Genomic DNA, 14266 nt, shown 5'->3' with positions numbered 1-14266 from the left:
ACTTCTCGTCAAATCCACTATTTAGATTCCAACATAATCGTCACTGGGCCGTCATTGACTAATTGCACGTCCATCATGGCACCAAAAACGCCAGTTTCGACAACGAGTCCATGACTTTCAAGCGCTGTGTTAAACGATTGCCATAGCGGCTCAGCTACTTCTGGACGAGCCGCTGCAACAAAGCTTGGGCGTCGGCCTTTTTTTGTGTCGCCGTATAACGTGAATTGAGAAATTGATAATATTTCGCCTCCATTTTCGAGAATGGAGCGATTCATCTTGCCTTCTTCGTCTTCAAACAAACGAAGTTGGGCAACTTTCCCTGCCAAATAGGCGACGTCTTTTTGGGTATCTTCATGAGTGATGCCAACAAGCAAGACGTAACCCGAGCTAATAGCACCGGTTGTCTCACCGTCGACTTTCACGGATGCTTGTTTAGAGCGTTGCAAAATTACTCTCATGTTGCCTCCTTAATTCGTTACGCGTTGGACCGAATAGACGTCCGGAATTGATTTGATTTTTTCTGTGACCCGATTTAAATGGGAAATATGCGCGATCATGATTGACAAGTTAATGGTCGCAATTTTATCTTTATCTGCACGTCCGCTAACTGCCGTAATCGTCGTCTTCGCTTCACTAACCACATGCATCACTTCATTAATCAAACCGGTGCGATCATATGCTTGAACTTCAATGTCCACTTGATATGATTTATTGTCAGGTATGCCTTCATTTTCCCACTCTACTGGAATCAGTCGATCGTTTTCTTCCGAGTGGATGTTCGGACAATCCGTGCGGTGAACGGATACGCCGCGGCCTTTTGTAATAAAACCGATGATGTTATCTCCTGGTACGGGATTGCAACATTTTGACAAGCGAATCATCATATTGTCGATGCCTCTTACAATAACACCTGACTCTGTTTGCTTTCTCGGTACGTTGGATTTCATTTCAACGGTAATTTTTTCAATCGCTTCTTCTTGTTCACGCTTTTTGCGCATTTTTTCAGCTAAGCGGTTAACAACTTGCTGGGCCGTGATGCCGTTAAAGCCAACTGCCGCATACATATCGTCTTCGCCAGCAAAATTAAATTTCTCGCAAACGCGTTTAATGTTGTCGTTTGTTAATACTTCTTTCACTGGAAACTCTTGTGCTTTAATTTCTTTTTCGATCAGTTCCCGACCTTTTTGAACATTGTCTTCACGCAATTGTTTTTTGAAAAATTGTTTGATCTTATTTTTGGTTTGTGTTGATTTCGCGATTTTTTAACCAGTCACGGCTCGGGCCGAATGACTGCTTGGAAGTTAAAATTTCCACAATATCGCCAGTATGCAATTCTGTATCGAGCGGAGCCATTTTGCCGTTTATTTTAGCGCCAATGGTTTTATTGCCAATTTCTGAGTGCACCCGGTACGCAAAATCAATCGAGCAAGAACCTGCAGGCATTTCAATTACATCGCCTTTAGGTGAAAAAACATAAACCATGTCTGAAAACAAATCGTACTTTAAAGATTCCATGAACTCTTCCGCATTGTCGGATTCGTTTTGGAAATCTAAAATTTCACGGAACCACGACAAACGAGAATCGACGGAACTCTTCGGTTTGTCGATAATTTTGCCTTCTTTATACGCCCAATGTGCAGCAACTCCGTATTCAGCAATGCGGTGCATTTCCTCTGTACGAATTTGTACTTCAAGTGGGTCGCCTTGTGGACCAATAACTGTTGTATGAAGCGACTGGTATAAATTTTGTTTTGGCATAGCAATATAATCTTTAAAACGGCCCGGCATGGGTTTCCATGTCGAGTGTATAATTCCGAGTACCGCGTAGCAATCTTTAATGCTTTCTACCGTAATACGAACGGCCAACAAATCATAAATTTCATTGAATTGTTTGTTTTGAATCGCCATTTTACGGTAAATGCTGTAAATATGTTTAGGCCGACCAAATAAATCCGCTTTAATCTCGACTTCATCGAGTTGTACGCGAACCTCATCCATAACTTTATTCAAATAATCTTCCCGTTCGGTCCGCTTCTTTTTCATCAAATTGACGATACGGTAATACTGCTGCGGGTTTAAATAACGTAATGCTGTATCTTCTAATTCCCATTTAATAGTATTTATTCCTAAACGGTGCGCAATCGGAGCAAAAATTTCCAGTGTTTCGTTCGCTTTGATGCGTTGCTTTTCGACAGTCTGGTATTTTAATGTACGAAGATTGTGCAATCGGTCAGCGAGTTTGATCAAAATAACACGAATGTCTTGTGCCATCGCAACAAACATTTTTCGATGGTTTTCTGCCTGTTGTTCTTCTTTTGATAAATATTTTATTTTGCTCAACTTGGTTACACCATCAACCAACATAGCAACTTCTTCATCGAAATCATGGACGATGTCTTCACGACTAACTTCCGTGTCTTCAACTACATCATGCAAAAAGCCTGCTGCCACTGTGGCGGGATCCATTTGTAAATCTGCTAAAATCCCTGCTACTTGAACGGGATGCACAATATAAGGTTCTCCCGATTTACGGAATTGACCCATATGGGCATCATACGCAACTTGATATGCCTTTTTGATCGTTTGTACATGATCGGCATTCATATAAGACGCAACCATTTCGAATACATCTTCAGCTGTTCTCACTTGATCTTTAGACATAATTGCCCACCTTGTTTTTCATTTTTTCCAAAAGTATATCTATCTATTATAAAAAGGAATGTAGTCAAATGTAAAGCTTTGATAACCGTTTGATGAGACTTTCATGAAATTTTTCGTCAAATTTCGACAACTGATCTAATGTTAGCGCTTTACACGTTTCAGAATGAGATTTGTTAAAGAAAAAGAATGCTTCGTTTTCGAATTTCTTCTAAATGAACTAAACCGCTTTCTTCTCCGGCAACTACCACTTCTTTTGCCGATGCAATGCTTAAAATGTTTTTCACTCGAACACTGTTTGCACTTTGTTCGCCACCGGCAATGGAGATATCTGCGTTTGCGCTCGTAAAATTTTCAAAAACGCCATTGGTCAATGAAACACATGTTGCTCGGTACTGAATGGCAACAGCTGGTTTTTGCTTATAGTCATAATTCGGATCGCCAATAAATAAAAACCGGTTAATGGCCACATTCCGATAGCCCGAGACCACTAAAGAGCGAGGCGATGACGATCTATACAACGCGGTTTCGGTAGGTTCGATTGATATCAACTTTTGGGCTCGTATATTAAAAGCAGATCGTGATTGAGGATCGTCTTTTTTATGATGGCCGATGTGACGGAAATTAAATGATCGATTGTCATGAACCGATAAATGACCCGATATATGTACACCTGTCGCTGCAGAAGAATCTGCATGGGCTTTTATTTCCACCCCACCAAAACAACGTGCACTAGAGTTATTGACAAGCCAAATGTGCCTTGAGCCATCGTCTATTTCAAATCCATTTGAATTCGAAAATCCTTGTTTGTGCGCTCGCCCGCTTGGGTCACTAAAATGAGAATTGGATACGAAAATATAATCGCTGTGATGTGTCGTCACCCCGTCATCACCAAATCCTGAACCGCTTACGCCATCAAGCCAAACGAATTGGCTACCGCCTTTGCCCCGTAACCCATCGCCTGCGTAATTGTAAAACGGGGAGGTAATATCAAAGCAGTGCAATCCAGGGTTGAGTGCTTCTACTTCTTTTACCCACCCATATGTAAGATTTGAGTAAGTTATACAACTAGAGTAGGTATTGCCTGTACTGGTTTTTTCCATATTCCCAAGACGTTCCACATTCCAGTCTAACGTTAATTGTTCGACAGAAATATTGCGGTTACCTTTTATGTAATTGCGGTTGATCAGTAACCGTGTTCGGCGCGGTGCATCTGGATGAAGTTTTATAATTGTCTTGCCTTTGCCAGCACCAACTAGACGCGTCCAAGATGGAATACGCAATCCTTTAACTAAATAAACGCCTGCCGGAACTTTTACTTCAACCGCCCCCTCACCAAATGCTCGATAAAATGCAGCTGTGCTATCGGTCAGTCCATCTCCCATAGCCCCATAATCGGTCACTACGACTCGTTCTGTAATGGTCGACTCTAACTTTCGGTATTCTTGGTCCAACCGCTCTTTCCACGATGGATAAAGCTCATTTCCCGAAACAATGCTTTTGTAATGATGTTCGTCTTCTACCGTAAATCTCTCTGAAAACAGGGACCAAATTTGCTGCACCACCGTTTTTTTCTGCCGAGAATATTTACTAGTAGCAAAGTCTTTTTTGATGGCTTGAAAATATTGTTCTGTTTCGTAGGTAATTTCTTTTAGGGGTATGCGATTGTCCAAAAATTGGTCAATCCATGCGGCATTTAAATGGGGATCGTGATTTTTTTCCAACTTCATCATCCAGACACCTCGCTTTTATAGTCATTACAGTATCTATACCCTTGATGCTAGAAAAAAATCTCTTTACCAAAAGGCAAAGAGATTTCATATTAATATTGCATTAATGTAGTGACGTCGTAGCCGCCTAAGTTTTTACGACCATCTAAATAAGTCAATTCAATCAAAAATGCGCAGCCTACGACAATGCCGCCAAGCTGTTCTACCAAGTTAATTGTAGCACCAATTGTGCCACCCGTTGCAAGCAAATCATCCGTGATCAATACGCGTTGACCCGGTTTGATAGCATCTTTATGCATTGTTAAAATATCTGTTCCGTATTCAAGGCCGTATTCAGCTTTGATTACTTCACGTGGTAATTTTCCTTCTTTACGAACTGGAGCAAAGCCAAGTTCAAGTGCGTAAGCTACTGGGCAGCCGATGATAAATCCGCGTGCTTCAGGTCCTACGATAACTTCAGCATTTACTGTTTTTGCGTATTCAACAATTTGGTCTGTTGCATACTTATAGGCAGTTCCGTTATCCATCAACGATGTGATGTCTTTAAAACGAATTCCTGGTTTTGGCCAATCTTCAACAATGGTGATGTACTGTTTTAAATCCATATTTCTTCCTCCTTGGCAGATACTTTCGTATCGAACCACTCTTTTAAATCTTTAAAAGACGCATACAAAAGCTTTTGCTCTAAGGCAATCTGCTGCTCACGGTGTTTGTAAATCGGAGCTTCTGATAAATCCTGTTTGCTTGGCGATTGCGCAATCTCGGTAATGCCATTGTTAAGTGTAACAAAACCAAGTTCAAAAAACACCTGCAGCATGAAAAATAATGATTCTCGTGTCCAACCTTTGTGTTTTGCTAACTCGTCACAATGTTTATTAAAGTCAAACGATCCCCGCTTTTTAATAAAAGCGAACAACCATTTAAATTGTTCACGCGTTGGAATTTGCTCGAAATACTGCGAATCCTTGGCATGAAAATGCGCATAAATTCGTTTTGGCTTTAACTTTGCTAAAACCTCTGCTAGTTGCTCTTCTGATTCTGGTAAATCCAGCAGCACTAAATGATCATTGCTAGTAGACAAAGCATCTAGTTGCGCCACTGTACAAATCGGTTGCGGTAAAAACGACTGAAATAAAGCCGGTGTTTCTTCTTTAAAAGCTAAAAACACTTGGTTTTGCGTTGGTATCAATTTTGACCATCGTGAGACTTGGCGAATGCCACGAATATCGAATAATTGCCATTGATCTGTCCGAACATCTTCCACCATGAGCTGAGGCTTTTTCCGGCCATTCCATTCATTTACTTGCAAATCCCCGATCACATCAATCTTCACATCTGGTGTTAGCTCATCCCCAACAGAACCAAGCCCAAATCCAACAGCGTCAAGCGTCACTGCATGTTGTGTCAATTCCATTTTCAAATGGTTTTGTGCAGCACCAATTTTACGAATAGACGACACATGGACGCTTTCTAGATAAAACTTTGGTTTTGCAAAGCCCATTCCAAATGGCGCAAGTGAGCGCATTGACTCAATTGCCGTAATGTCGATTTCATCCAATCGAAGTGGAATATCAATGTCTACAACAGGCAGCAAATCTTCTGCCGTTAAACTTGTTTCCGCTTGCCTGATCAATCGCTCGCGCAACTCATCCACATCACTTGCTTCAAGTGTCATGCCTGCTGCCATTGGGTGCCCGCCAAAATGAGGCAAGATATCTCGATTTTTAGCGAGTTCGTTATACAAATGAAAACCATCGATACTACGTGCTGAACCTTTTGCTTTGCCGTTTTCTGGATTAAGCGACAAAACAATCGACGGACGATAAAATTTCTCTGTCAGTTTCGACGCCACAATGCCAACTACCCCTGGATTCCAGCCTTCTTGTGCGACAACTAGTACACGAGGAACGCCTTCTGGATACCGTTGTTCAACTTGCAACATCGCTTCTTCTGTTATTTGCTTAACAATCGCCTGACGCTCTTTGTTTAACACATCGAGTCCAGAAGCTAGTGAGCGCGCTTCTGCAGGGTCTTCCGTTAAGAACATTTGAACAGCTGGGTCTGCATCTTGCAAGCGACCAATGGCGTTAATGCGTGGACCGAACATAAAACCAATTGTTTCTTCGGTTATGTCTTGTTGTTTGATGCCAGCTACTTCACAAAGAGCTCCGATCGCCGGACTCGGTGAATCAATTAATGCGGCCAACCCTTCTTTTACAAACAAACGGTTTTCTCCGTGAAGTGGCACTAAATCGGCAACTGTACCAATCGCTGTCAACTCGATTAAATGATCTGGAACTTCTTCATAAAGTGCGTGAGCCATTTTAAACGCGACTCCAACTCCAGCGAGTTCGCCAAAAGGATAATGTCCTTCAGGATGACGTGGGTGAACAATCGCTAACGCATTCGGTAATTGCTCTCCAATGTCATGGTGATCACTGATAATAACATCCATTCCTAAGTTATTAGCAAAATCAACTTGCTCGATGCCTGAAATGCCATTATCGACGGTAACAATTAATTTAGTTCCATTATCAAAAGCTTGTTGGAACAAGTCCGTATTGGGTCCGTAACCATGTTTAAATCGGTTCGGTATCATAAAGGACACATCTGCCCCTAAATCTTGTAGCGCAGTCATCATTACCGTTGTGCTAGTAACACCATCCGCATCGTAATCACCATAAACGACAATTTTTTCTTGGTTATCGATTGCTTGACGAATACGAGCTATAGCTATATCCATATCTTTCATTAAATAAGGATCGTGCATGCCGCTAACGTCCATTTTCATAAAGGAGCGGGCTGCTTCCGCTGTATTTAAACCACGCGTTACTAAAATTTTAGCTAGCACAGATGATATATTCAATTCGTTCTGGATGTCTTGAACTTGTTGTTCATCCGGCGTTGTTAAACGCCATCTTTTTTTAGATTCTATCATCGAATTCACTTCCTCACCGATCTATTATACAGTAAAAAATCACAGACAAAAACCTTTCGATGTCTCCATCGAAAGGTTCATTTTTTTCAGATTTTCTCTTTAGTTGTATTTTCATTTGATTCTTCTGGTAGTTCTTCGCTTGTTACAATTTGAGCTTCTGGTTCTACGCCCGCTTTTTGGTAAGCGCCAATTTCGTTTTGTTGTGTCGCGATTAGGGTTTCTTTAACAGCAATTTCTTTTTGCAATGCTTTAACTCTACGCTGCATTTGGTAGTTGCGCATAATTGCCAATACACTGCTGAGTAAAAATCCTAAAAGTGCAGAGGCTAAAATCACCAAGATTAACGGCCACTCAGCTTCTCCAAATACATAATTGACGGGTACTTCGTCAACGTTGACAACGGCAAATACGGCAATAATTACTGCAAAAACAAGTCCAATTAAAAGTAGCCATTGTAATTTCATTGTCATTTCTCCTTTCAACTAAAAAAATGGAACAGGGTCAATCTAACTATACCCTGTTCCATTTCTATTTCAAACTTAAACAACCGGCTCGTCAGAACCCCATTTGTTTTCTTGTTCTTTTTTCTCAATATCGATTGGCCCTTTTTTATTCAACTCACCTTTTTTCAAAATCAGCCATAACTGAGCTGCGATAAAGATCGAAGAATACGTACCGGCGATTAAACCGATTAGTAAAGCAATCGAGAAGTTGGTGATTGATGGTGCACCAAAGATTAACAGCGCGATTACGACTAGTAATACTGTCAACACCGTGTTAACCGAACGACCTAGCGTTTGACGAAGTGATACGTTGACCACTTTTTCTAACTGTTCGACGGTATCGATTTTCTTCATGCGCTTCATGTTTTCACGAATGCGGTCAAACGTCACAATCGTATCATTGATCGAATAACCGATGATTGTTAAGACAGCCGCGATAAAGGTAATATCCACTTCAAGTCGCAGTAAACTAAATGCTGCGACGATAAAGAATGCATCGTGAATTAATGCAACAATCGAAGCGACACCCATTCGCCATTCAAAACGGAACGCGACATAGATGATAATTCCAATAGCGGCAATCGATAGTGCATATAATGCATTTTTCGCCAATTCTTGCCCTACTGTTGGTGATACAGTGGAAACGTTTGGTTCTGCACCAAACTCATCTATTGTTACAGCTTTTAAGTTATTAATTTCTTCTTGGCTAAACTCTTCTGCAAAGCGTGCAACACCGATATTTGACTCATCACCTGAGATAACAATATCGTCTGTTTCAAATCCAGCTCCATCTAGGAAAGTTTGTACTTCTTCTTTTGTTAACGCGGCTTCTGATGCAATTTCCACACGCGTACCACTTGAAAAGTCGATTCCTAAATTTAGACGGAAGACACCAAGAACGGCCATTCCTGAAACGATCAACACAATCGATGCTAAGAAAAACTTATTGCGATTACGCGCAAAATCAAAGCGATCAAAACGTGTAGATAGATCTGTAATTTCTAAGTTTTCTTGTTGCGAATGAATCACTGATTTCTTCAAGCCAAACATGCCTGGCTTGTTGTCGAGTACGCCACTGTTGACCCATAAGCCAAGCAGTAAACGTGATCCCCAAACAGCTGTTAAGAAGCTGACCAAAATAGAAATAATAAGCAACGTCGCGAATCCTTTAACAGAGCTTGTTCCATAATAGAACAATACAGCTGCCGCTAATAAAGTCGTAACGTTGGCATCAATTATTGCTGAGAATGATGAACGCGCACCTACTTGGAACGACTCCTTAATCGACTTCCCAGTACGCATTTCTTCTCGAATGCGTTCGTACGTGATGATGTTGGCATCAACTGCCATCCCAACACCAAGCATAATTGCTGCAATACCTGGTAATGTCAATACGCCGCCAATCCATTCAAATACGAGCAAAATCAAGTACACATAAGCGGATAGTGTAACAACTGCGACCATACCTGGTAAACGATAGTACACAAGCATGAATAACAGTACTAGCGCAATACCGACTGCTGCTGCAACCATTGTTTGGTCAAGCGCTTGTTCACCAAATTGCGCACCAACAGAAGTCGAGTAAATCTCTTCTAAACTAACCGGTAAAGCACCCGCATTTAAAATCCCCGCTAAGTTTTGTGTTTCTTCTACTGTAAACGACCCTGAAATTTCAACAGATGGTGAAGATATTCGCTGTTTCACACTTGGTGCTGAAACAAACTTCGGATCGGCCTTTAACCGCTCTTCTGCGTATGAATCTACACCTTCTTCAAAATCAAGCCAAATAACCAGTACATTATTTGGGCTAGGCGTTTGTGAAACTTGGTCTGTAATTTCAGCAAATTTACTCGGATCGTTTAATTCCAATGTCACGATTGGGTTACCATTAGAATCGAAAGTTCCAGTTGCGCCTCCTTGCTTCAAGTCATTCCCAGAAAGCAATAAATTGTCTTCGGCATCACGGAACGTTAAGTTTGCTTCCGTCGACAACAATTCTCGAGCAGAAGATTGATCTTCTATGCCCGCTAATTGAACACGAATTCGATCTTCTCCTTCAATTTGAATAACCGGTTCACTGACACCTAGTACGTTAATACGGTTCATTAACGCATTCGTTGTATCTGTCAGCACGTCTTGCGTAATTTCTTGGCCATCTTCAAGCGCTGTTACTTCATAAAGCACTTCAAATCCACCTTGTAAATCCAATCCTAATTTAATGTCTTTTGCGATCGGTAAACTCGTGCTGCCAATAACTCCTATCAGTACAACCACCAATAAGAAAAAGGCAATAATGCGACCTCTTGCTTTCATATGTAATTTTCCTCCTCGTCGTGAAAAACACAGCACTATCATTATGAAACAGCGATAATGCGCTGTCAAATTCAACTCGGGTAATCGAATGAAAAATGTGTGTTTTTAAAATCTAGTTGAAATCTGTCCACCCCATAAAAAAATATGGATTTATTTTTTATTCGGTGGACGCAGCAAATGTTGAATATTTTCAAGCGTACTGTCATCATGCCACCGAGCTTTTTTTAATGCTTCTACCTGGTGATAAGCTATAAAATCAGAAGCTCTCATATCCATAATGTCGTTAATCATTTCATACAGGTGCATGGTGTTTATATCTTTTTTACGCCATTTTTTCTTTACACAAAATTCCCATAAATCTTCTTCTGTAAATGTATCGTAATCGAAATGATGAAATTCATTGCATTTACTTTCGAGCGCTGGCAAAACGAATCTAAATTGTTCTGGATAACTCGTCATGCGAATACTCCTTTCCGGCATACTCTATCTATTGTACCTCGTAACTGGAAAATTTAGAATAAGGACATTTTTTATTCAATAAAAAAACGCCTTCTAAATCGAAGGCGTGCTTTTGCATTTAAATTGTTGCTTTTGCAGATTCCACTACACGTGCGATTGCTTGACGCTCAAACTGCAAGCGCGTGCCATCAGCTACAGTGATGTAGATTGTTGTATCATCCACTGCATCCACTAGGCCGTGCAAACCACCGATAGTGACAATGCGGTCGCCACGTCTTAGTTCAGTCTGCATATCTTTCGTTGCTTTCTGACGCTTTTGGGCAGGACGGATGATGAAGAACCACATTAACAAGAACATTAATAGTAAAGGTGATAACGCAATTAACGTATCCATTTTTCAATTTCCCCCTTTCACTTTCTCTATTCTTTTTCAAACTCAGAAATTTTTAGCATTGGGTTTATTGAAACCGTAAGCTTCAAAAAATTCTTCGCGGAAATCTCCCAGGCGGTCTTCTCGAATAGCTTGACGCACCTGTCCCATTAAGTTTAACAGAAATTGCAGGTTATGATAACTAGTAAGTCGAATTCCGAAGGTTTCATCGGCACGAATTAAATGATGGACATAAGCACGCGAATAATTTGTGCATGTGTAGCAATCGCATTTCTCATCGATTGGTCCAAAATCGCGCTTAAATGCTGCGTTTTTAATGTTCAAACGGCCTGTACTAGTCATCAATGTACCGTTACGTGCGATACGTGTTGGCAATACGCAGTCAAACATATCAATGCCGCGGATCGCTCCATCGATTAATGAATCTGGTGATCCCACACCCATTAAATAACGCGGTTTGTTAGCAGGCATTAATGGCGTTGTAAATTCTAACGCACGGTTCATAACGTCTTTTGGTTCACCAACCGACAATCCGCCAATTGCGTATCCTGGGAAATCAAGTGATACAAGATCTTGAGCACTTTGCTTACGCAAATCTTCAAACTCGCCACCTTGAATAATCCCAAATAAGCCTTGGTCTTGCGGGCGTTGATGTGCTTCTAGGCAACGTTCTGCCCAACGCGAAGTTCGTTCAACACTCGATTTCATGTATTCATGCGTTGCTGGGAAAGGCGGACATTCGTCAAATGCCATCATGATATCAGAGCCCAGGTCGTTTTGAATGTGCATTGCTTTTTCAGGGCTTAAAAATAATTTATCGCCGTTCATGTGGTTACGGAAATGAACGCCTTCTTCTTTAATGTTACGGAATTCGCTTAGTGAAAACACTTGGAATCCGCCTGAGTCCGTTAAAATCGGACGATCCCAGTTCATGAATTTATGCAATCCGCCTGCTTCTTTAATGACATCATTCCCCGGACGCAACCATAAATGGTATGTGTTACTTAAAATGATGCCGGCATTCATTGCTTTTAATTCTTCTGGTGACATGGTTTTCACTGTCGCTTGAGTTCCAACTGGCATAAATGCCGGTGTTTCGAAAGATCCGTGTGGTGTGTGGACGATTCCAAGTCGTGCACCTGTTTGTTTACAGGCTTTAATGTGTTCGTACGTTACTGCTGCTGTCATTGGTGAGTCTCCTTTTTCTGTGGTTCAATAAACATCGCATCTCCAAAACTAAAGAAACGGTAGCGTTCATCTACTGCTTGTTTATAAGCGTTTAAAATATGGTCGCGGCTCGATAACGCGCTAACGAGCATCACCAATGTGGATTTTGGTAAATGGAAGTTGGTGATTAAGCCATCTACCGCTTTAAATTCATAGCCTGGAAAAATGAAAATATCGGTCCATCCGCTATCTTCTTGTAATTTGCCGTCAAACTTTTGAGCAACAGACTCTAGTGTACGTGTCGAAGTTGTGCCAACTGACACAATTCGTCCACCATTCTTTTTCGTTTCATTGATCAACTCGGCGGATTCTTTTGTAATTCGGTAAAATTCCGAATGCATTTCATGATCTTCGATTGATTCTACTGAAACGGGACGGAATGTACCCAGTCCAACGTGAAGTGTGATAAATGTAATATTTACACCTTTGTTGCGAATCTTTTCTAGCAGCTCATCTGTAAAATGCAGTCCAGCAGTTGGCGCAGCTGCACTGCCTCGTTCTTTTGCAAAAACAGTTTGATAACGGTCTTGGTCTTCTAATTTTTCACGAATGTATGGAGGCAATGGCATTTCTCCCAATTGATCCAATATTTCATAAAAAATACCATCGTAAATCATTTTGAAATGACGTCCGCCATGGTCAAGAATACCGGTACATTCTGCACGCAGCAATCCCTCACCAAATGACACAACCGTACCGATCTTCACTTTTTTCGCAGGTTTGACCAAAGTTTCCCATACGTCATCCTCAATTTGTTTTAATAGAAGCAATTCAATATTTGCGCCTGTGTCTTCTTTAACACCCATCAAACGCGCAGGTAAAACGCGCGTATCATTTAATACGAGCGTATCTCCTTTATGCAAGTAATCTGTAATATCACGGAAATGACGATGAGACGTCTCGCCGCTTTCTTTGTTCATAACCAATAGACGACTCGACGTACGGTCGAGTAACGGCGTTTGTGCGATTAATTCTTCCGGTAAATCAAAATCATAATCTAGTATATTTAAGCTTTTCTTTTCAGTTAGTTTAGTCATTCAGGCATCTCCAGTTTAAAGTGTTCATAGGCTAATTGTGTGACAGTACGGCCTCTTGGTGTCCGTTGGATAAAACCAATTTGCAATAAGTATGGTTCGTATACATCTTCAATCGTTGTCGACTCTTCTCCGATACTTGCTGCAATCGTATCTAGTCCAACAGGACCGCCGCGGAAACGTTCAATCATGCCCGTTAATAGCTTGTGGTCAATGTGATCCAGTCCGAGTGGATCGACTTGAAGCATTTCGAGCGCTTGCTCTGCCATGTCCATCGTGATGGTGCCGGTGCCGCGCACTTGTGCATAATCGCGCACACGTTTAAGTAAACGATTGGCAATACGCGGCGTGCCACGAGAGCGACGTGCAATTTCAACTGCCGCATTTGGATTGATATCTGCTTCGAATAATTTTGACGAACGAATGACGATTTCCGTCAACGCTTCTGTGTCGTAATAGTCCAGTCGAGACAACACACCAAAACGGTCGCGTAGCGGTGCTGACAAAGCACCCGCACGCGTTGTTGCACCGATTAACGTAAACGGTGGCAAATCAAGTCTTACTGACCTTGCAGTCGGTCCTTTCCCAACGACAATATCCAAACAAAAATCCTCCATGGCAGGATACAGAACTTCTTCAATGGCACGATTTAAGCGGTGTATTTCATCGATAAACAAAACGTCACCTGGTTCTAGCGATGAGACGATTGCCGCTAAGTCACCTGGGCGTTCAATAGCAGGTCCACTGGTCATTTTGACGTTTACTTCCATTTCATTGGCGATAACAGCAGCCAATGTCGTCTTCCCGAGTCCAGGAGGCCCGTACAACAAGACATGGTCTAAACTTTCTTGACGCATTTTTGCCGCTTCGATAAAAATTTGCAAATTGTGTTTGACTTTATGTTGCCCAATATATTGAGACAACATTTGAGGCCGCAATGATTGTTCAAAACGATCGTCAAATTCCGAAATTTCACTATCTATAATGCGATCTTCCATGCCGTTCGCCTCCTT

Annotated in this window: 11 protein-coding genes and 1 pseudogene; all 12 read right to left on the bottom strand. The window is 41.4% G+C overall.

Annotated features, from left to right (window positions below; genetic code table 11):
• Nucleotides 1-17 precede the first annotated feature (17 nt).
• Nucleotides 18-458 carry a D-aminoacyl-tRNA deacylase gene (gene dtd, locus GPDM_RS11405; RefSeq protein ID WP_008431533.1) on the bottom strand — a complete coding sequence of 147 codons (441 nt, stop codon included), beginning with the start codon at nt 456-458 and terminating at the stop codon, nt 18-20.
• Nucleotides 459-467: 9 nt separating this feature from the next.
• Nucleotides 468-2661 (bottom strand): annotated as a pseudogene (locus GPDM_RS11400) (RelA/SpoT family protein).
• A gap of 173 nt (nt 2662-2834) precedes the next feature.
• Nucleotides 2835-4388 (bottom strand): glycosyl hydrolase family 28-related protein, encoded by a 1554-nt coding sequence (locus tag GPDM_RS11395; RefSeq protein WP_008431527.1) that lies wholly within the window; start codon nt 4386-4388, stop codon nt 2835-2837.
• 92 nt (nt 4389-4480) lie between these two features.
• Complete coding sequence (locus GPDM_RS11390) at nt 4481-4993, bottom strand: adenine phosphoribosyltransferase (RefSeq protein WP_008431525.1); 513 nt, start codon at nt 4991-4993, stop codon at nt 4481-4483.
• Complete coding sequence (recJ, locus tag GPDM_RS11385; RefSeq protein ID WP_008431522.1) at nt 4984-7326, bottom strand: single-stranded-DNA-specific exonuclease RecJ; 2343 nt, start codon at nt 7324-7326, stop codon at nt 4984-4986. The genes GPDM_RS11390 and recJ overlap by 10 nt, the downstream gene beginning before the upstream one ends.
• A gap of 86 nt (nt 7327-7412) precedes the next feature.
• Entirely contained in the window at nt 7413-7790 is a 378-nt protein-coding gene (locus GPDM_RS11380; RefSeq protein ID WP_008431520.1) for a LapA family protein, read from the bottom strand.
• Nucleotides 7791-7865: 75 nt separating this feature from the next.
• The gene (gene secDF, locus GPDM_RS11375) at nt 7866-10142 is read right to left on the bottom strand and encodes a protein translocase subunit SecDF (protein WP_008431519.1); all 2277 of its coding nucleotides are present in this window, start codon (nt 10140-10142) and stop codon (nt 7866-7868) included.
• A gap of 150 nt (nt 10143-10292) precedes the next feature.
• Nucleotides 10293-10601 (bottom strand): post-transcriptional regulator, encoded by a 309-nt coding sequence (locus GPDM_RS11370; RefSeq protein WP_008431518.1) that lies wholly within the window; start codon nt 10599-10601, stop codon nt 10293-10295.
• Nucleotides 10602-10719: 118 nt separating this feature from the next.
• A complete protein-coding gene (gene yajC / locus GPDM_RS11365; RefSeq protein WP_008431517.1) occupies nt 10720-10995 on the bottom strand; it encodes a preprotein translocase subunit YajC in 276 nt (91 codons plus the stop codon).
• A 42-nt stretch (nt 10996-11037) separates the two neighbouring features.
• Nucleotides 11038-12180 carry a tRNA guanosine(34) transglycosylase Tgt gene (gene tgt / locus GPDM_RS11360; protein ID WP_008431516.1) on the bottom strand — a complete coding sequence of 381 codons (1143 nt, stop codon included), beginning with the start codon at nt 12178-12180 and terminating at the stop codon, nt 11038-11040.
• Nucleotides 12177-13256 carry a tRNA preQ1(34) S-adenosylmethionine ribosyltransferase-isomerase QueA gene (gene queA, locus GPDM_RS11355; RefSeq protein ID WP_008431515.1) on the bottom strand — a complete coding sequence of 360 codons (1080 nt, stop codon included), beginning with the start codon at nt 13254-13256 and terminating at the stop codon, nt 12177-12179. Before queA ends, tgt begins: the two co-directional genes overlap by 4 nt.
• Nucleotides 13253-14251, bottom strand: a complete 999-nt coding sequence (gene ruvB, locus GPDM_RS11350) for a Holliday junction branch migration DNA helicase RuvB (RefSeq protein WP_008431514.1) — start codon at nt 14249-14251, stop codon at nt 13253-13255. Before ruvB ends, queA begins: the two co-directional genes overlap by 4 nt.
• Nucleotides 14252-14266 lie beyond the last annotated feature (15 nt).

This window comes from Planococcus donghaensis MPA1U2, from assembly GCF_000189395.1.
GTDB lineage: Bacteria > Bacillota > Bacilli > Bacillales_A > Planococcaceae > Planococcus > Planococcus donghaensis_B.
Note: the sequence above shows the minus strand (reverse complement) of the source record. Positions and strands in the feature narration are given on the sequence as shown.

Coding starts and splice junctions, on each gene's coding strand:
- tgt (WP_008431516.1), bottom strand. CDS start 12,180: ATGACAGCAGCAGTAACGTACGAACACATTAAAGCCTGTAAACAAACA.
- secDF (WP_008431519.1), bottom strand. CDS start 10,142: ATGAAAGCAAGAGGTCGCATTATTGCCTTTTTCTTATTGGTGGTTGTA.
- dtd (WP_008431533.1), bottom strand. CDS start 458: ATGAGAGTAATTTTGCAACGCTCTAAACAAGCATCCGTGAAAGTCGAC.
- GPDM_RS11380 (WP_008431520.1), bottom strand. CDS start 7,790: ATGAAATTACAATGGCTACTTTTAATTGGACTTGTTTTTGCAGTAATT.
- recJ (WP_008431522.1), bottom strand. CDS start 7,326: ATGATAGAATCTAAAAAAAGATGGCGTTTAACAACGCCGGATGAACAA.
- queA (WP_008431515.1), bottom strand. CDS start 13,256: ATGACTAAACTAACTGAAAAGAAAAGCTTAAATATACTAGATTATGAT.
- ruvB (WP_008431514.1), bottom strand. CDS start 14,251: ATGGAAGATCGCATTATAGATAGTGAAATTTCGGAATTTGACGATCGT.
- GPDM_RS11370 (WP_008431518.1), bottom strand. CDS start 10,601: ATGACGAGTTATCCAGAACAATTTAGATTCGTTTTGCCAGCGCTCGAA.
- GPDM_RS11395 (WP_008431527.1), bottom strand. CDS start 4,388: ATGAAGTTGGAAAAAAATCACGATCCCCATTTAAATGCCGCATGGATT.
- yajC (WP_008431517.1), bottom strand. CDS start 10,995: ATGGATACGTTAATTGCGTTATCACCTTTACTATTAATGTTCTTGTTA.
- GPDM_RS11390 (WP_008431525.1), bottom strand. CDS start 4,993: ATGGATTTAAAACAGTACATCACCATTGTTGAAGATTGGCCAAAACCA.